General features: G+C 47.2%; 16 protein-coding genes. 5 read left to right on the top strand and 11 right to left on the bottom strand.

Annotated features, from left to right (window positions below):
• Nucleotides 1-8: 8 nt before the first annotated feature.
• The 3 genes from DDZ15_RS01845 (at nucleotide 9) to DDZ15_RS01835 (ending at nucleotide 5,528) form a co-directional block, all read left to right on the top strand.
• Nucleotides 9-365, top strand: coding sequence for a four helix bundle protein (locus tag DDZ15_RS01845; RefSeq protein ID WP_109644262.1), 357 nt, complete (start codon nucleotides 9-11; stop codon nucleotides 363-365).
• Nucleotides 362-2,332: a sulfate adenylyltransferase subunit CysN gene (gene cysN / locus DDZ15_RS01840; protein ID WP_109644260.1), complete on the top strand. Its 1,971-nt coding sequence runs from the start codon at nucleotides 362-364 to the stop codon at nucleotides 2,330-2,332. Before DDZ15_RS01845 ends, cysN begins: the two co-directional genes overlap by 4 nt.
• A 1,300-nt stretch (nucleotides 2,333-3,632) precedes the next feature.
• The gene (locus tag DDZ15_RS01835) at nucleotides 3,633-5,528 is read left to right on the top strand and encodes a nucleoside-diphosphate sugar epimerase/dehydratase (RefSeq protein WP_158278591.1); all 1,896 of its coding nucleotides are present in this window, start codon (nucleotides 3,633-3,635) and stop codon (nucleotides 5,526-5,528) included.
• A 349-nt stretch (nucleotides 5,529-5,877) separates the two neighbouring features.
• Here the strand turns inward: DDZ15_RS01835 and DDZ15_RS01830 are convergent, their stop codons facing one another.
• Nucleotides 5,878-6,153, bottom strand: coding sequence for a hypothetical protein (locus DDZ15_RS01830; RefSeq protein ID WP_109644256.1), 276 nt, complete (start codon nucleotides 6,151-6,153; stop codon nucleotides 5,878-5,880).
• A 182-nt stretch (nucleotides 6,154-6,335) separates the two neighbouring features.
• Nucleotides 6,336-6,710: a hypothetical protein gene (locus tag DDZ15_RS01825; protein WP_109644254.1), complete on the bottom strand. Its 375-nt coding sequence runs from the start codon at nucleotides 6,708-6,710 to the stop codon at nucleotides 6,336-6,338.
• A gap of 1,311 nt (nucleotides 6,711-8,021) precedes the next feature.
• On the opposite strand from DDZ15_RS01825, the gene DDZ15_RS01815 reads away from it, so the two are divergent.
• Nucleotides 8,022-8,201 (top strand): hypothetical protein, encoded by a 180-nt coding sequence (locus DDZ15_RS01815; RefSeq protein WP_242978849.1) that lies wholly within the window; start codon nucleotides 8,022-8,024, stop codon nucleotides 8,199-8,201.
• Between the two features lie 274 nt (nucleotides 8,202-8,475).
• Here the strand turns inward: DDZ15_RS01815 and gghA are convergent, their stop codons facing one another.
• The 3 genes from gghA to DDZ15_RS01800 all read right to left on the bottom strand — a co-directional run bounded on the left by gghA (nucleotide 8,476) and on the right by DDZ15_RS01800 (nucleotide 13,466).
• Entirely contained in the window at nucleotides 8,476-10,839 is a 2,364-nt protein-coding gene (gene gghA, locus DDZ15_RS01810; RefSeq protein WP_109644248.1) for a glucosylglycerol hydrolase, read from the bottom strand.
• Nucleotides 10,840-10,875: 36 nt separating this feature from the next.
• On the bottom strand, nucleotides 10,876-12,447 hold the full coding sequence (locus tag DDZ15_RS01805) for a sodium:solute symporter (protein WP_199222849.1): 1,572 nt from the start codon (nucleotides 12,445-12,447) through the stop codon (nucleotides 10,876-10,878).
• Between the two features lie 227 nt (nucleotides 12,448-12,674).
• Nucleotides 12,675-13,466 carry a lysophospholipid acyltransferase family protein gene (locus DDZ15_RS01800; RefSeq protein WP_242978848.1) on the bottom strand — a complete coding sequence of 264 codons (792 nt, stop codon included), beginning with the start codon at nucleotides 13,464-13,466 and terminating at the stop codon, nucleotides 12,675-12,677.
• Nucleotides 13,467-13,802: 336 nt separating this feature from the next.
• Between DDZ15_RS01800 and DDZ15_RS01795 the strand changes: the two genes are divergently transcribed.
• A complete protein-coding gene (locus DDZ15_RS01795; RefSeq protein ID WP_199222848.1) occupies nucleotides 13,803-14,219 on the top strand; it encodes a four helix bundle protein in 417 nt (138 codons plus the stop codon).
• Between the two features lie 93 nt (nucleotides 14,220-14,312).
• On the opposite strand, the gene DDZ15_RS01790 is transcribed toward DDZ15_RS01795, so the two are convergent.
• From DDZ15_RS01790 to DDZ15_RS01770, 6 genes are all read right to left on the bottom strand, one after another.
• Complete coding sequence (locus DDZ15_RS01790; RefSeq protein WP_109644244.1) at nucleotides 14,313-14,675, bottom strand: YraN family protein; 363 nt, start codon at nucleotides 14,673-14,675, stop codon at nucleotides 14,313-14,315.
• The gene (locus tag DDZ15_RS01785; protein ID WP_242978847.1) at nucleotides 14,668-15,288 is read right to left on the bottom strand and encodes a GbsR/MarR family transcriptional regulator; all 621 of its coding nucleotides are present in this window, start codon (nucleotides 15,286-15,288) and stop codon (nucleotides 14,668-14,670) included. Before DDZ15_RS01785 ends, DDZ15_RS01790 begins: the two co-directional genes overlap by 8 nt.
• A 30-nt stretch (nucleotides 15,289-15,318) precedes the next feature.
• Complete coding sequence (locus tag DDZ15_RS01780) at nucleotides 15,319-15,597, bottom strand: FmdB family zinc ribbon protein (protein ID WP_109644242.1); 279 nt, start codon at nucleotides 15,595-15,597, stop codon at nucleotides 15,319-15,321.
• Between the two features lie 111 nt (nucleotides 15,598-15,708).
• Entirely contained in the window at nucleotides 15,709-16,902 is a 1,194-nt protein-coding gene (locus tag DDZ15_RS01775) for a pyridoxal phosphate-dependent aminotransferase (RefSeq protein ID WP_109644240.1), read from the bottom strand.
• A gap of 301 nt (nucleotides 16,903-17,203) precedes the next feature.
• Nucleotides 17,204-17,344, bottom strand: coding sequence for a hypothetical protein (locus DDZ15_RS16660; protein ID WP_158278590.1), 141 nt, complete (start codon nucleotides 17,342-17,344; stop codon nucleotides 17,204-17,206).
• Entirely contained in the window at nucleotides 17,341-17,916 is a 576-nt protein-coding gene (locus tag DDZ15_RS01770) for an NUDIX hydrolase (RefSeq protein WP_109644238.1), read from the bottom strand. Before DDZ15_RS01770 ends, DDZ15_RS16660 begins: the two co-directional genes overlap by 4 nt.
• Between the last annotated feature and the right edge of the window lie 10 nt (nucleotides 17,917-17,926).

Raw genomic sequence — 17,926 nt, 5'->3', positions numbered from 1 at the left:
TCAATTCAATGAAATATAAAGGGCCAATTTATGATAAGTCATTTGAATTCGGCTTGATATCGATTGACTTGTATAAAAAGCTAAAATCGATGAAAGAATATGATCTCTCGAGACAGATTCTTAAATCAGGAACCAGTATTGGTGCAAATGTTAATGAGGCAGGTGCAGCAGTTTCCAGGAAAGATTTTGTAAACAAAATGTCAATAGCTCTCAAAGAAGCCAGGGAGTCCTGGTTTTGGTTGGAGTTACTTAAAGCTTCTGACGCAGTAAAGGTTGATGTCGATCAACATATTGAGAAGTGTCAGGAGCTAATAAAAATTCTGACATCCATTGTTAAAACTACTCAGAGAACAATCAAAAAATGACAAATAAGAACTCAAAACTCAAAACTCAAAACTCAAAACTGAGTGTTGATCAAGAGACCAAATACCTCGACATGGACCTCCTGCGTTTTACGACGGCCGGGAGCGTGGATGACGGAAAGAGTACGCTGATCGGAAGGCTTTTATATGATTCGAAGTCGATTTTTGAGGACCAGATGGAGGCGATTGAGAAGACGTCGAAAAGCAGCGGGGAGGAGGAGGTAAACCTGGCCCTACTCACGGATGGGTTACGTGCAGAGAGAGAGCAAAAGATTACCATCGATGTGGCCTATCGCTATTTTGCCACGCCGAAGCGAAAGTTTATAATCGCCGATACACCGGGTCATACCCAATACACCCGGAATATGGTAACCGGAGCCTCCACTGCAGAGCTGGCCATAGTGCTGATTGATGCTTCGAAGGGAGTGTTGACACAGTCGCGACGCCATGCGTTTATCTCATCACTGCTTCAGATACCCCACGTGGTTGTGGCCGTCAACAAGATGGATCTTGTGAACTATGATGAGAAAGTATTCAATGAGATCGTAGCCGATTTTCGGTCTTTTGCAAAAAAACTGGATGTGGATGATGTAACCTACATTCCCATTTCTGCATTGAAAGGCGATAATGTGGTCGATAAGGGCGACAATATGCACTGGTACAATGGATCCACGCTGCTTCACCATCTGGAAACGGTAAAAGTGGACGCATCTGAAAATGTGATCGACTTCCGGTTCCCCGTTCAGTATGTGATTCGCCCCAACCAGAATTTCAGGGGTTTTTCAGGAAGGGTTGCTTCGGGCAGGATCGGCGTGGGAGACGAGATTACGGTACTGCCGTCCAAGCTGTCCAGCAAGGTAAAGGAAATTGTGACCATGGACGGCAACCTGGAGCAGGCCTATCCGGGCGATTCGGTCGTTCTGACCATTGAGGATGAAATTGACATCTCCCGGGGAGATATGATTGTCCGGAAAAAGAATGTTCCCCAGGATACGCGTCAGCTGGAAGCGTATCTTTGCTGGATGAACGAGGAGGCGATGGAGAAAGGCAAGCAGTATATCCTGATGCACACCACCAAAACAACGCAAATGTTCATAGACGAGGTGATCTATCGGATGAACGTGGATACCCTTCACCGCGAAGACGCTGAAGGCCTGGAGCTGAACGAAATCGGTCGCGTAAAACTGACTACAGCGCAGCCTTTATTTATAGACGCCTATCGCTCCAATCAAAAGACGGGCAGCTTTATTGTGATTGATCCCGCTACAAATGTGACGGTGGGCGCGGGCATGATTCGATCTAAGACAACCGAAACCGATAGTGAGACGTCAGACGTCAAACGTGAAACGAAAACAACTAAGCACTCAAAACTCAAAACTCAACACTCCCCAAACGTAGTTTGGGAATCCTGGAATATCCCCCGCGAGGAGCGCGAGAAACGAAACGGCCACAAGGCGGTGGTGTTCTGGTTTACCGGAATTTCGGGTGCGGGTAAAAGCACCATTGCCAAAGCCATGGAGAAAAAGCTTTGGGATGAGGGCAAGCATACTGTTCTGCTGGATGGTGACCAGGTGCGCCATGGTCTGAACGGGGATCTTGGGTTCAGTCCGAAAGACCGAACGGAGAATATCCGCCGGGTAGGAGAGCTGGCGCGGCTCTTCTTTGAACACGGAAACATTGTGCTCTGCACCTTTGTATCACCCTATAAAGAGGATCGCGAGCGTGCCAGAAGCCTGTTTCCGGATCAACGATTTGTTGAAGTACATGTGACATGCGATCCCGAAACCGCACAGGAACGTGATCCGAAAGGACTCTACGCAAAAGCGAAAAAAGGAGAGATTAAAGGACTGACCGGCTTTGACGGCGATTATGAACCATCGGAAAACGCAGACCTTACGCTGGATACCGACAAATCATCGGTTGATGAACTCATCAGTGAGTTGATTCAGAAAGTAAATGATATAGCCTGAGCATCCTTCGACTTAGTACCCTTCGACTGAGGACTTCACGTCGTCTGTCGAATCGAACACCCCGGCCTCTGTCTGCCTTCCGGAAGCAACCTGAGGGATGAGGAGCGGGAGTGGGTGCTGAGCGCAATAAGTAAAGTTCTGAAAAAAGGATAGACAATAACTTCGTGCAGGGACCATTTATGCACGGCGGGTGAGGCTGAATGCTGCATTGGTTCAGATTCCAACACCCGCCATTGACAATTCCGCCCACTGTCATGTCGACCAAATGAGCGGAGCGAATGCGTGGAGACATCCCCCCAAACCAGCAATATGCCTCAGAATACGAAAAGAGCCTTTTCAAAAACTTTTCTCCGGTTTAACCGCCGTGTACGCGGGGAAGTCGCAGAGAGCGCAGCGGCAGTTCCTGTTTAATGATTGGGTAACGACCCATTTGACACACTGACAAACTGTACCCCTGATACACTGTAACTCCAGACATCTCCTCATTAGAGGGTTATCCGGAACCTCAATTTTTCCTTCAATTAATCATTCCCCGGTTTAACCGCTGTGTCCGCTGAGGGGACGCAGTGTACGCAGCGATAATTCACAGTTTATGATTTGGAATACGGAGCCAAAAAAGGATGATCATGGCGAGTAAGACTGAATTGCTTATTAGCAGGATCTTGATACCCGCCCTTGTACAATAGCATCAATTGTCATGTCGAGCGGAGCAAAGCGGAGTCGAGACATCTCCCAAACAATAATTTGGCTCAGAACATGAAAAGAGCCCTTTCAGAAACTTTCCCCGGTTTAACCGCCCTGGCCGCAGAGAAGCCGCGGAGCACGCAGCGGCAACCTCTTCCTAATGACTGGGAAACGCACCATTTGACACACTGACATAATGTTGGCACTGACACACTGTATATCGACACACTGTACTCCAGACCCTCTTTTTAAGCCGAAAAAAGATTGTTTGATAAAGTGATAGAAAACAGTGAAAATGTACGCATTACAGGTTGCAGGGGGTAACGTCATTGTTACCGTAATGTGAAATGATTCCTTATTAGACGATTGTAATCTTAAGTTCCCGTATAATTAAATACATTAGTTGTCCAAGCAGGGAAAAGTTCATCAAAAGTGACTATTGATAAACATAAATAAATTTAAATCCATAGTGCGTTGTTCGGTAGATGACGTACTATAAAATAGTTCAGCGGACAGAGTCTTTTTTTAGGGTATGAGTTGTGTTAATTGTTTTATTGCCTTTATAGCCGTCCGGTGAACTCAATCTAGAGTGGGGTACAAGAAGATGAGTACAGAGATGTATGACGTTAGAAGTAAATACATTAATAAATTCACAAGGGGATTGATCTTCATGGCGGGGGATGCAGTCGCACTTCTTCTCGCCACTGTTTTTGCATTCATTATTCTGGCGCCATTCTCCGGAGGTGAAAGAGCTTTTCCTGTGGGCTATTCACTGCTTTTCGCAGGCTCTGTACTAGCCGGACTCATGATCTTTCGCATGTACCTGGTAACCTGGCGCTACGTCAGCCTGCGTGAAATGGTGCGCATCGTTAATGGTGTAGGTGTGGGAGCCATTCTGGCTGTTTTGACGGGAAATTTGATATGGAACATTTCCAATTTTGAGTTCGCTTTTACCGCTCTGGCGGCGCTTATAGCCATTCAGTTTATCGGAGGATTCCGAATCAGCAAACGGGTGCTGATGGAGCTTTTAATCCAGTCGCCCCGAAAGCAGATGAAGCATACTATTATTTATGGTGCGGAAAGCGAAGGCGATCAGATTCTGCGTGATATTTTGCGGAACAAGCAGATGAAACTATCCGTCCATGGAGTATTTGACGATCGTGCCATACCCGGGCTCTTTTTGCATGAGACAAGGATATTGGGCGGTATGCAGACCATGTACGACTATCTTAGAAATCAGCCTGTAGAAGCGCTTATTGTTGCTTATCCGGAAATGCCGAAGAAGGATCTGAAAGCAATGATCGATCATGTGAAGTCTATCCGGCCGGGTATTGAGATTAAAATACTTCCTTCTTTTCACTCATTGTCTGATGATCCGGTTGGCGTGCATCATATCAGGGATATCAGTATTGAAGACATACTTGGACGCGAACCTGTTTCTCTCGATATGGATATGATCAGTGAAAGCATTACGGATAAAACCGTGATGGTAACAGGTGCAGGCGGTTCCATCGGCAGCGAATTGGTTCGGCAGTGTGCCAAGCTGAAACCGGCTACACTGATTGCGCTCGACGTAGATGAAACAGAGCTTTTCCATGTTGAGAATGAATTGCGAAAAATCGGAACGGAGATTGTACCGTGCGTAGCCAGCGTCACCGACTACCGCAAAATGGATCTTATTATGGGGTCGGTGCAGCCGGACGTTATCTTTCATGCGGCGGCCTATAAACATGTGCCAATGATGGAAAGCTTCCCCGAGGAGGCAATCAAGGTAAATGTTGGGGGCACCCAAACCCTGGCCGAACTGGCGTGCAGACACCTTGTGAAGAAATTTGTGATGGTATCTACCGATAAAGCCGTGAACCCAACAAATGTGATGGGTGCGACCAAGCGTGCGGCAGAAGAGGTGTGCATGTCGTATAATGACACCTGTCTGACGAAATTTATATCCGTACGCTTCGGAAACGTATTGGGCTCCCGCGGATCCGTTGTTCCGATCTTCATGGAACAGATTAAGAATGGGGGGCCTGTCAGCGTTACAGACCCTAAAATGAAGCGTTATTTCATGACCATACCGGAAGCCGTGCTTCTCGTTATGCAGGCCGGTTCCATGGGAGATGGCGGTGAGGTATTCGTGCTCGACATGGGTGAGCCCGTGAAGATCACCGATATGGCCAGGGATTTAATTCGCCTGCACGGACTGGAGCCGGATAAGGATATCCAGATTGTGTACAGCGGGCTGCGTCCCGGTGAGAAACTCTTTGAAGAGCTTCTGAACGCTGAAGAGGGTGTATCCGATACGCAGCACAGAGAGATCTTTAAAGCCGTGTGCAGCCGCAATATGTCGAAGGAAGAACTGAACTACTACATAGCTGACATCTTCAATATGATAGATGCGGGCCAGACTGAACTTCTCCGGGAAGGCTTGAAGAAAATTGTGCCTACCTACTCTTACAAGAGTGAGCTCAATGGAATGGGCCTGACCAACAAATCTCAGCAGGAAGCGATGTAGTGGTGTCGTTAGTTGGATGATGCGTTTCCCGTTGCCCGCTGTTGGTTGTTAGTTTCCGGTGTCATGCTACGTGCAATTGGGGCTGACTTAATCAGGTATTCTGATTTGGCACATTAAAGCGTGATTCAGCGGGAGATGTCGGTTCCTTAAGTCTCCATTTGAAGGGTAAGAGTCCGCCGACTGACGTAGGGTCACTTTCTAAATAATTCTTTCTACTGCCTCTGATCAAAATACCTCTTCTCTGCGCTCTCCGCGTCTCTGTGGTGAAAAAAGTGCAAATGGGGACTAACCGCCTTAATTGAGAGCTTCTTTATGATGAGAGTCCTGGGCAATTAGCAAAGGATACGTACTACGCTTCAGACCCCTCTTTTCTTGCTGAGGTTAAAAACGAGGATTGTATTCCGGAATACATGCCGGCTGAAGAGGGCTCGGCCATTTTTTCCTGATTATACAGATCCATAATTTTTTTGCCAAGAATTGAGCCGTTGATTACGAGTGCACCAATAGTCAAAATGGACGCAATGATTGTCCAGTTCATCCAGCTGAATAGCAATCCTGCCGTCAGCAAAGCCGCTGTAGCGGCAAATCCATACATAACGGCTTTGGTTTTTTTTGAGAATTCCATGAGCAATGGGGTTTCTGTAATGGTATGATGGTATAGCTTCTATTGATCTCTGATGTTCCTTCATCGAACTTAAATAATCCTAATGAATATTAAAAATCTCTAATGAAAAATATTTTCACAATGCTCCTGAGCCTTATGTCAATTTATTATAATAAGTTATGAGTGACGTCCGTGCTTGTGCCTTATTTTTTTTTGATAAAACGCCAGATGAGTGATCCCGAAAACCCGGAAATCAGTCCCACTCCAATGGCCATCAGCAGTGAAAGGATGAACTGGGTGTGAACCATGCTCGATACAAGAATTCGGCTCACAAAGTATAGAATAACCGCAATCACATAGCCTGAGACGAAAGAACTTGCCATGTCACGCATATTCAGGTTGATGACAAAAAGCGAAAAGAATGACGCAGCGATGCCAATGGCAGCCCAAATGGCTAAAAAACTGTAGGATGTGAAGTCAATGGCTGAGCCGGAATAGGTCCATAGAGGAATACCCGCCGCAATGGTAGCAATCGCAAGTCCTATGTATTTATAATTTTGACGGGTAGTTTCCAGCATGGAGGTATGATCTCAGTCTTTGTAGGGTCGACCGGAATATCGCCAAGGAAGTTTATTGAGGCAATGGTTTGTGACGTTTTTATGGAATCGGAGTTTTTAAAAGATAAAGGTCACTTTTGAGTGCCCTGCAGAGAGTGCGGATTGATATTAGATGGACGATGAGTGATCAGTGATATATGAAGTTTCCTTATGTAATAGATTCGCCTTTTATAAAAACTGTATCCAGATAAATGCATTTCGCTCTCGCGTTCAAAAAATGAGCACTTCGTGAGAATCGCCATTGGCTCAGAGTGAAGTCTCGACCCTTCGGAATTGTATGCGGTCTGCCCCCAACGCCGGAGGCGTTAAATCTCATTAGCCCGGTGCGAAGCGCCGGGTTGGATGATGACCGTATTTTATCCCCGAGGCGTGATTTTGATCAACGCAAAAATCTGTATCGAGGGGTTAATGATAATATGTGCGGTGGTTGATACAGATGCTGATTTCCAATGCGGAATCCGCCTGCAACCTCCGGAATGTATTCCATGGTTATTCAACGATCCGGCCCGGAGGTTTGGCCGTTGGCGCCCGCTGGGCTACCGATCAGATGTTCCTCCGGAACATGGAAGGGAAGTAGAAATGCCTGATCAGTAAATTAGCAACTGCGCTCTTCATAGCTTTGCATACAACGCCGGAGGCGTTGAATCTTATTAGCCACGGGTAAAACCCGGGGTAAGAATGAATCCCCAAGTTGAACCCCGAAGCCAGATCTTGATTAATACCAGAATTCGTATCGAGGGGGTTATGGAAACGACTTGATATTGTATTCCCATGTTTGTTTACAGATCTGTTTAAAAAAAAAGTGGCAGGATAAAATTTTGCTAAATAGTCCAACGTAATGTGATAAACCGGCAAATGTTAAAGTCGAAAATTGAATTGGTTACTGTGGTTTGAAAACTAACACGCGGTCAGACTAATAAAGCGTTCATTTATTCTTGGTAAAGAAATGTTTCTTTAATGAATGGGTATTTACAGGTTATATGCGGAAAGATTGTACTATACCAAAACAATTGCATTCAATATAATAGTGAGATAAGGGTTATTTCTCTTACGTAAGAAATTAATTTATCCGGATAGTGTTTTAAGGTTTACATAAGGGATGAAATAAATTGTAAACACAATCTTTATATTAAGTGAACTTTAGAGTTGAAAGAAAAAATTTCTTATCATCATGAATATCTATTAAATAAACTATTGGACATGGACATAAAATTTGTAAAACGATCCGAAATTAAATCAAGTAAAAGAAGATCTTCTAAATTCAAACCGCTCATGGACGCTCTGGACAAACTGGAGCCCGGAGGACAAGCCGTAGAAGTTTCTTATACGAATGAGAAGAGCGTCAACTCAATGAGAACCGCTGTTTACCAGTATAACCAGGAACACAACGTAAAAATCAAAAGCGGTAAAGACGCCAACAACAAAAAGATCTATTTCTACCGAGAGAAATAATCTACTTTAAATTCATTTGATTCATGAAAGCCGGCTGATTCTTATCTGTCGGCTTTTTTTGTTTAGGAGGCCAGTAGTCACGGTGGGTTTAGCCACGGAGGCACGGAGGAATACTGATATGTGATGAGTGATGTGAGATGTACGATTTGATCAAATATTATTCCTCAATCAAAAAATAAAGTGCTCATCAAAGAGATGTTGTGCAGGATTTCTTGTTAATACGAATAGCTCAAATTAAACAAGAAAATCAAATCCTCCGTGTTTCTGTGGCTACCTAACCGCGCTGAAACAGAATACCCTGGGTGATGCTGAGTTTGATGGGGTCGGTAATTTTTTTTGATTTGAGGGTCGGTGTTTTCAGTGCGATCTCCCAGCCGTTCCAGTCCATAACAGGTAAACCGAGAGACGGAATATCAACAAGCCTTGCCTGACCCTCCATGTTAGCCGCCAGTATGAGCTCCTTTCCGGTCGCGGGATCTTTTCGGTACCCGTAAAAAATAACGGTTCCGTCCACGGGTCTCTGGTAATCCATCATATCATCTGCTGTAAAGGCTTCCCTTAGCCATGGATTATTCAGCCTGAATCTGCGAGCCGAAAGGTTAAACGCCGCTTTATCCGGATCCATCTGATCGCGATGGTTGTCTGCGTTTGTGTAGAGATGCAAATCCTCTGTCCACGCGAGTGCAAACTGATTCAGTTTATCAGCATCCCAGCCCATCACATCAAAGGGCGGATCAAATTGATTGAGTGACGATGCAATGACGTCAGTCCGGTAGTCCGTAGCTTTCACAAGATTCAAAAGGGCTTTTGAAAAACGCCTCAGAGCTCCAAGCGATTTGAAGCCCATATCCTTCAGTTTGTTGAAAAACCGGGGATTTCTGAATTCAACTTCCGTAATCTGCCACTCTGTAAAATGAGCCTCTTCAGCAGCCACCTTCACAGCATAGGTGGTATCGGTATTCCGAATAAAACTCCAGGGAGTGTTTCCCAGGGCCTGAACAAAGTCCATGGGTACGCCTGGCAGAAATCCGCTCATCACAAGGGTAGTGGCCGGATTGTTATAGGCGTTATCCATCACCATCTTGAGTGAGTTACCCAACTGAAAGTTCACATTGATGGAGGATGGGTCCGTTTGTGTGCCCCGGCGCATGGTATCGTGATTGGCATAACCAGTTATCCATTTATTACCGAACCGGAACAGCTCACGCAGCCTCCACCACTTGGAAACCCAGTACGTGTAATTGTAGGGCGTATTGTAGGCGAAAATCATAGAGGCCCACTGAAAGGGATGCTTCTGCATTTCAGTGATCTCCCTGTACGTGGAAGCCAGCTCCCAGTCGTCACGCGGCCAGGGCCTGCCATCTTCAAATATCATCCAGGGTTTGTATGACACGCCCGCCACATGCTGTTCAACATCGCTCATCTGCTCCAGAAACCGGTCGTCATGGATCATCTGACCGGATTGTTCGTCGTAATACTTGAAATCCTGTGCACCGTCTACCCGAACACCGTCAAATCCCCAGTCAATTTTACGCCGCTGCATTTCAAGTACCATGGCCCTCACAAGGGGATTCTGGAAGTCGATATTTTGCCCGTACATATTGGGTCCCGCGAAAAAGGATTCGGGAAGCACATTCAGACCCTGGTTGTCGGAGTGGCCATAAACCACATCCAGTATCACTTTGATCGGTTTGCCCGGGAAATTGTGCAATGTTTCAATCAGTTCAAGCAGCTCATGCGGCCTGCCTGTGGACAGTATAGAGGGGTTCAGGGCAACGGAACCGAACAGAACGATGTCGTAGCCCCAGTTAATCACATTCGGCTTTTTCAGTTTTACCGTCATTTCATCCCCGTCATGTTCCGGGGTGTTTACGGGCGACCAAAAACGATGGCGTTCGGGATGCTGTATAACGGGTTCCAGGGGCATCAGTTCAACAGCGTCAAAACCTGCCAGGTTCTGCTGGTCTGCCGTAAGGGCCGAACCGTTACGGATGGCGGCTCCGATACGACGGTATCTGGCTGCCAGTGACTGCAGCGTGCCGTCGTCTGTTGCCGATGCCGTGTGCACCTCCAGAAGATTCACGGGGGGACCCACACGGCCATCTTTCCTCTCCGCGGCTTCCTTTTCAATCCTTTTGAAATGGGCGGTATCCTGCCTTTCTGAACGCACTTTTTCAACATCATACAATTCGGCAGGTGCATAAATGCCAAAAGGCATGGACCACGCCATGGGATCCCGAACCGTTGCTTCAGACCCGTCTTTAAAGTGGATGGTTGCATCATAGAAAGAACCGAACACATCCCGGTTGCCGGCCGGTATTCCGCGTACCACAGCGCAGGCAAACTCATCGGTCATCGTTAATGGAACGGAGTGCCAGGTCATGTCGATATGCTGCTCCGGCTTGTCGAAGTAGAACGACTCGGTGGGGACGTAGATATTTAACACAGCCCGGTCAGCCTTTTTGAAATCGGGATGCCAGAACAGAAACCTGGCAGAGTCGCCTCCTTTATCAACATGCGCGCCCATCTGCTCCGCGACGAATTCAGCAGCGGCCTTTTTTGAGCCGTACGTCAGCTTCGATGAGATCTGTTTGGCAAAGGTTTTTGTTTCCTTGCTGTCGGTTGAAATTGAAATCATGGGTAGAACGAGTCGGTTCGTGCAGATACGGATGTATTACCAGAATGCGATGACGATCGCAACGGTTGCCAGGACAATCATTGCCGAATGGAAGCGGTAATCCTTGTACCAGGGCAGCGGCTCGGACGGTTTGGCATCTTTGGGCTTCCAGATAATGGTGTCCATGCTGCCCTCTTCCGGCGCTTCACCAAAGATACTGATCAGGTAAAAGATCAGGAATGAAAGGGCGGTGAGCAAACCGGCCGTAATGGTAAAGTGAAGCTCAATATATCCGTTTATTGATAGTATGAATATCAGAAAGGAGATAGAATGTCCGCTCACAAGCGTCCAGAAAGCGGCGTGACGACTGCCCCGTTTCCAGAGAATACCCATGAAAAAGATCGCTACCACGGGGGGCACAATATAGGAGAAAGCCTGCTGGATGTACCTGAAAATTCCTTCAAAGTGAACGATATTGGGTGCCCATAAAACGGCAACCAGCATCAGGATAATCGTAGTCCAGCGTCCAATTTTACCGATCTGTTTGTTATCCAGATTTGGATTTTTCGGTTTCACAAAGTCCATGGTAATCAGCGTTGACGCTGAGTTCAGAGTGGAGTCGATACTGGAGAGAATTGCGGAGATCAGTCCGGCCAGAACCAGCCCTGTAATACCGATGGGCAGCACGTTGGCAACCATTGTGGGAAATACCATATCCGGATCTTCAAGGCCGGGAAATACGCTGATCGCCATAGCTCCCGGGATCACCATGATAAACAGGGCGGTCACTTTCAGGGCGCCTCCCAGCATTGCTCCCCAGCGGGCGTTTTTGATGTCCCTCGCACCCAGTACACGCTGAACGATGTACTGATTGGTGGCCCAGTAATAAAATCCCAGAATAGGTACACCGATCAGGGTGCCAAGCCAGGGCAGCGCTTCATCATCCAGGGGACGGATCATTGACATGTGATCATCAGACACCGTGGAGCGGAATGCTTCCCAGGAAAAATCGAAATTGCTGAACATAAGAACGGTTAGAATCGTGGAACCTGTAAGCAGGATCACCGCCTGAAGCACGTCCGTATATACAACCGCCTTGAGTCCCCCGGCCGCAGTATAGAGTCCGGCAAAAATGCCCAGCCCAAGGATGGTATACCAGATTCCGATTTCAGGGAAGAACACCTGAACCACGAGCGCCCCCGCATACAGCCCGCCCGCCGTATCCACTGCAATACTCAGGAAGATGGTAATGATTGAGAAATATTTTCTGGACCTTACGTCAAAGCGATTTTCCAGAAATTCAGGAATGGTTGTAATGCTCGACTTGATATAGTAGGGGATGAAAAAGACCGCCATCAGGATAAGAACAATCGCGGCCATCCATTCATAGTTGGCAACGGAAATGCCGGTTCGGTACGCATCACCCGAGAGCCCAATCAGGGTGGTACTGGAGATGTTTGATGCAAACAGGGAGAATCCGATTACCCCCCACCCCAGGGTTCTGCCGGCCAGGAAAAGATCTTCGCCTGTTTCCGTACGCTTCGACACCCATACCCCGATACCAATGATGAGCATGAAGTATCCGATGATAATCGCAATATCAATACTACTGAGGGAAATTTCAGTCATGTGTCTGTTGTTCGTTTTTCTGGTGCAATCTTTCCGATGCCAAAATTGAATCAACTGATGGGGTACCGGAACCGGACAACACATGAGTATTGCGGTTTGGCGGCCTTACTTCTAAGCCCGGACGGGCGGTTGAAGTGGATTTATTCAATTAATACAGCAAATTGCCCCTAAAAAGCTGAATCAGCTATCAAATAAACAGAATCTAAGCGTAAAACGGTAGGGAAAAGTTAGGTTTGTGTACTCATTTGAAGGTTTTCCTCTTCGGAAGAGATGCCGGCCCACTCCAGATAGCGTTGTCGGATGTCTGCGATATGCTGATCGATGTTTTCGAGAGTCCAGTCGTCGGTTGAGACCGGTGGATGAATGGTTGCCGTTACCGATCCGGATTTGGTAAACAGAAATCCACCGCTGCTGAGCTCCCGGTTTCCGTCGAAGTAGACAGGCACAATGGGGTAGCCAAGATCCATTGCCATCCTGAACGGGCCTTTTTTGAAGGGTCCGATGATACCCGGGTGTTTGCGCGACCCTTCCGGAGCAAGCATCACCGATAGGTTTTTGCGTTTAAGGCGGGATACATTTTTTTTCAGCGTGGCCACTGCCTTTTCCGATTTCTCACGGCGGATGAAGACCTGGCCCGTAAGATGACCAAGGAGGAAAAAAATGGGGTTGTACTGAAGCTGCCACTTGGCTACGAAGCGCACCCGTGGCAGACCAAGTGCCAGAATGGTGAGGATATCGAGGGAGGAGCTGTGGTTAATGATAAAAACAGCGGGACAGGGAATAGGGTCTGTTCTTTTCTCAATTCTGAACCGGATTCCGGCTGTCCAGAAGACGGGTTTTACAATAAGGGGTGCAATCGACTCGACAACAAAGCTGCTTAATCGTCCCAGAGATATAATGAGCAGTAAAAAGATGAATGGTGTAAACAGCAGAAGCATCAGAAAAAAAACGATGATGCCCAGAATACTTCGGATGTACTCTGCAGCGGTAAGGGAAACAGGCACGGCTTTGTGGCTCATGAATATGTGTTGAGATAGACCGGAAAGAAAATAGGGTATTGAAGGGACATTTCGTAGGGGAGAAAAAACCGACGAACAGAGAGAACGAAAGGAAACCGACGAACAGAGCAACAAAAAAACAGAACAACCGATAAAGTGGGTATTTGAGCTGAATATGGTTCACTGATTTAAAAATCACTTGTTCGGTTGCCCCGAGAATTCGGGGGTCGGTTTATCTGTTTCACTCATCAGGAATCGTCTTCGGCTCGGAGCTCTGTTTAAAAAACTATGTAAGGATTTTTGGCAATTGAGGTTCATACATATAGGGAAGGCATTGAAATAAAAATGGGAGGGATAATGATGAAGCGAAAAAAATATGACCTGGAAGACCGTTTGATCGATTTTGGTGTGCTGATGATAGAATTATCAGAATCTATTGATAAAAGGAGAGAAGCCGGGCGTCATTTATCGAATCAGTTGGTTCGATCGGGTACATCTCCGGGTATTCACTATGGTGAAGCCCAGGCAGCAGAGTCGAGAAAAGATTTTATTCACAAATTGAAGGTGATTCTTAAGGAACTCCGGGAGACAAGAGGAAATTTGAAAATGACCGAAAGAGCAAAGCTTCAATCTTCATCAAAACCACTGATCGAAGCCATTTCAGAATGCAGTGAATTGATAGCCATTTTTGTTAAAAGCATTCAAACCGCTGAGCGGAACGGGAGGGAAAGGAAACCGACGAACAGAGCAACCGAGAAACAGAAAAACAGATAAAGTAGAGATTTTAGATGAATATTTATTAATTACCTGAAATTCCTTTCTCGGTTGGACGTTTGTCGGTTCGTCTGTTTCTCTGTTTTTTCGGTTTCACCGAAAAGCATCTTCAAAATGGGTGATCTGCGGCGCCTCATTGGCTTTTTGCACAATGGAGATGATATCAAACCGAACCACGGCTGTTTCCATTTTCCGCTCGTAAACCCAGGCTTCAGCAGCTTTTTTGATATTGGCCTCCTTTGCGGGAGTAACAAACTCTTCGGGCTGCCCGAAGTAGGTATCTGATCTGAATTTGACCTCTATAAAAATGATATAATTGCGATCGGTGGCCACAATATCCACTTCCGCACGCTCAAAGGCATAATTGCGGTCAATGATCAGCCAGTCTTTCGACTCAAGGTAGGCAGCTGCCAGGTCCTCACCATAATTACCGATATCCCGCGTGGTGTCACTCATTGTTATCGCTCTGCTGCTCAGTCTGCGGTTGCTTTCCCTGTTTCCCCCCTTTCAGAGACTGATGTGCCTCGGCCAGTTTTACCAGGTGTTTCAGGAAGGTCAGATTCTTTTTGTTGATGTAGGGCAGCAGGGCCTGGGTAAAGCGATCGAACATCTCCAGAAATTCAATAAAATTTTCAATCCTCTCTTTGAACTCTTGCTCCTGTTCATCATCAATACCGCTGTTTTCAAATAGGCGCAGCGTTTCTACAAGATTCTCCCGGATAGGCTCTATTTCACGGGTCTGACGTTCCCTTACAATCATGGAGACGATGTTCCATACATCTTTTTCCGCCGTGTAGTAATCCTTTCTCTGTCCTTTGAAATGCACCTTGTGAATCAGCTGCCACTGCAGAAGGTTGCGCAGGTTCATGTTGGCATTTCCCCGGCTGATGCTGAGCTGGTCCATAATGGCGTCTGTATCCAGCGGCTCGCTCTCCGCGTAGAGAAGCGCATGTATCTGAGCCATCGTCCGATTGATTCCCCATGCCGACGCCATCTCTCCCCAAAGCAGAACAAACTGCTCAATGGCTTTCCTGTGAGTATCGGTTTTGGGTGTATCGGAATTCATCATTTTCGGCTTTAAACGGGTCCCAATCCTTCTCTATTCAGCAGGTGGAGTGTCGGGCTTGTCGCTTTTGGCTGCGGACCCGGTGGATCCGGAAGTGTCGGGCTTGCTGTCGTCCTTGCCGGCGGGACGGCTGCCGTTCTTATAATCGGTGACGTACCATCCGGTTCCTTTATACACTACTCCGCCTCCGCCCGAGATGATGCGCTTCACCGGTTGACCGGTATCGGGACAGGTTGTTAAAGGTTTGTCATTCATCCCCTGAATGAACTCAAATACGGTACCGTCTTCGCGTTTGTATTCGTATGTAGGCATAAATTTAAAAAGTTTGTTTTTTTAACTGCTGATAAGCAGAAAGTGTGCCAAATCATTCGCCGGAACAAGATGACATGTTGCCGGGCGAAAAAGCGGGCAAGATGTTAAGGATCATGTCAATGACGCCAATCCTTCTTTAAGCCGCTTTATGGCTTCCTTCAGATTATCCATGGACGCAGCATAGCTCAGCCTTAGACCGTTCGGCTCTCCGAATGCATCGCCGGGTACGGCAGCTACGCCATGCTCTTCCAGCAGATACAGGGCGAGGTCGGTGGATGATTCTATCATGCCGCCGGCGGGTGTCGCTTTACCAAAGAAGCGGTGCAGGTCAGGGAATACATAAAAAGCGCCGGAAGGCGTGAAGCATTCCACGCCATCAATGGAACTGAGTTCAGCGATAATGTAGTCGCGCCGTTCGCGAAATGCGGTCTTCATATCCTCCACCGGCTTCATCGTGCCCGTGCAGGCAGCTAGCCCTGCTTTTTGGGAGATGGAAGAGGGTGCAGACGTTTCCTGACTCTGTATTTTTGCAACGGCTGATGCAACTTCCTTAGGACCGGCCAAGTAGCCCAGTCTCCAGCCGGTCATAGCAAATCCTTTGGAAAAACCGTTGATGATGATGGTGCGGTCGGCCAGTTCGGGTACTGCATTCAGAATACTGACGTGTTTCCGGTCGAATACAATGTATTCATAAATTTCATCCGAGTAGATCATCACATCAGGGTGCTCTTTCAAAACGGCACCCAGCGCCTTCAGCTCCGATCGGGTGTAACAGGCGCCCGTGGGGTTGGATGGGGAGCAGAGAATGAGTCCCCTGGTATTCTTGGTGATGGCATCATCGAGCTGTTCGGGAGTCAGCTTATAGTTGCTGGAAAAAGTTGTGGGAATAATGACCGGTTTTCCGACGGCCAGTTTCACCATTTCCGGATAGGAGACCCAGTAGGGTGCCGGAATGAGAACTTCGTCACCGGGATCTATGGTTGCCAGTATGGAAAAGCCAATTGACTGTTTGGCACCGTTTGAAAGTACGATCTGATCCGGACTGTACTCCAGGTTGTTGTCGCGTTGCAGTTTGGCACTGATCGCTTCCCTTAGTTCGGGCATGCCCGTATTCATGGTGTAGCCATGAAACCCGTCCGTGATGGCTTCTATGGCAGCGTTGCATATATGTGCGGGTGTTTTGAAGTCAGGTTCACCGGCGCTTAGAGAGATAACGGATTTTCCCTCACGCTGCAGCTGCTTGGCCTTGGCTGTGATTTTTAAAGTTTCGGACGGAGAGAGTAATTGAGCTCTTTTGGATATCATGGACGGATTGATTGGTTAGGTCGTAAAAGTTACCAAAAAGGGCCGCGGAATTCTATGGGAATTGTTGGAAGTGAGAAGTGAAAAGGCAGAAGGCAAAAGCATGCCCTGAGCGGAGTCGAATGGTGAAAAGGGAAATGTCAGAAGTGAGGCGGGAGGTGGATGATTGATGTTTTGTCACGAAACCGGGGATTAATCCCCCGCTCGCTTGTGACGTCCTGCGGACTTTAACAGTAGTATAGTAGAGGGTAAACATAAGATGGGAAGCAATTAATGAGTTTAATTTCAGATTTTTTAACATCTATTACCTGAACCCTGAACCCTGAACCCTGAACCCTGAACCCTGAACCCTGAACCCTGAACCCTGAACCCTGAACCCTGAACCCTGAACCCTGAACCCTGAACCCTGAACCCTGAACCCTGAACCCTGATACTCAATACTCAATACTCACGACTACGTCTTTCCCTCAACAAATACTGTGCAACGGCAGCAAGCACAATTGCGTGATGAACCGTGCCATTTCTCGCCAGGTCCAGAAAATTGTCCATTGGAATTACCCTTATAGCGATATCCTCTGAGCCATCCGTATCCTGCGGGGCTGTTTTTTCGCAGCCGTAAGCGATATAGAGATGGGTGAAATTACTCAGGATTGCAGGATTGGAGCTGGTCTTGCCAATCATTTCCCATCTATCTGTTGAATAGCCTGTTTCTTCAAGAAGTTCTCTTTTAGCCGCCTCAAGAGGTGACTCCCCATCGTCAACCATGCCGCCCGGCAGTTCAAGGGTCACCTCATCCACGCCGACCCGGTACTGCTCAACAAGTACAATATCGTTTTCTGGAGTAAGTGCTATAACATTGATCCACTCGGGGGCCTGTAGCACATAAAACGGATGAGTGAGCGTTTGGCCCGGGGCGTCCAGCGTTTTTTCATGTAAATCGAAAATGGGAGTTTCAAAGACTTTCTTATCTTTGACCACGCCCCAGGAAGGCTTTGAAAATTGAAACGGCTTTCTCATCAGAATAAGA

Source organism: Rhodohalobacter mucosus (genome assembly GCF_003150675.1).
Classification (GTDB): domain Bacteria; phylum Bacteroidota; class Rhodothermia; order Balneolales; family Balneolaceae; genus Rhodohalobacter; species Rhodohalobacter mucosus.
This window is presented reverse-complemented; position numbering and strand designations above follow the sequence as displayed.

Coding starts and splice junctions, on each gene's coding strand:
- DDZ15_RS01845 (WP_109644262.1), top strand. CDS start 9: ATGAAATATAAAGGGCCAATTTATGATAAGTCATTTGAATTCGGCTTG.
- cysN (WP_109644260.1), top strand. CDS start 362: ATGACAAATAAGAACTCAAAACTCAAAACTCAAAACTCAAAACTGAGT.
- DDZ15_RS01835 (WP_158278591.1), top strand. CDS start 3,633: ATGTATGACGTTAGAAGTAAATACATTAATAAATTCACAAGGGGATTG.
- DDZ15_RS01830 (WP_109644256.1), bottom strand. CDS start 6,153: ATGGAATTCTCAAAAAAAACCAAAGCCGTTATGTATGGATTTGCCGCT.
- DDZ15_RS01825 (WP_109644254.1), bottom strand. CDS start 6,710: ATGCTGGAAACTACCCGTCAAAATTATAAATACATAGGACTTGCGATT.
- DDZ15_RS01815 (WP_242978849.1), top strand. CDS start 8,022: ATGGACGCTCTGGACAAACTGGAGCCCGGAGGACAAGCCGTAGAAGTT.
- gghA (WP_109644248.1), bottom strand. CDS start 10,839: ATGATTTCAATTTCAACCGACAGCAAGGAAACAAAAACCTTTGCCAAA.
- DDZ15_RS01805 (WP_199222849.1), bottom strand. CDS start 12,447: ATGACTGAAATTTCCCTCAGTAGTATTGATATTGCGATTATCATCGGA.
- DDZ15_RS01800 (WP_242978848.1), bottom strand. CDS start 13,466: ATGAGCCACAAAGCCGTGCCTGTTTCCCTTACCGCTGCAGAGTACATC.
- DDZ15_RS01795 (WP_199222848.1), top strand. CDS start 13,803: ATGATGAAGCGAAAAAAATATGACCTGGAAGACCGTTTGATCGATTTT.
- DDZ15_RS01790 (WP_109644244.1), bottom strand. CDS start 14,675: ATGAGTGACACCACGCGGGATATCGGTAATTATGGTGAGGACCTGGCA.
- DDZ15_RS01785 (WP_242978847.1), bottom strand. CDS start 15,288: ATGATGAATTCCGATACACCCAAAACCGATACTCACAGGAAAGCCATT.
- DDZ15_RS01780 (WP_109644242.1), bottom strand. CDS start 15,597: ATGCCTACATACGAATACAAACGCGAAGACGGTACCGTATTTGAGTTC.
- DDZ15_RS01775 (WP_109644240.1), bottom strand. CDS start 16,902: ATGATATCCAAAAGAGCTCAATTACTCTCTCCGTCCGAAACTTTAAAA.
- DDZ15_RS01770 (WP_109644238.1), bottom strand. CDS start 17,916: ATGAGAAAGCCGTTTCAATTTTCAAAGCCTTCCTGGGGCGTGGTCAAA.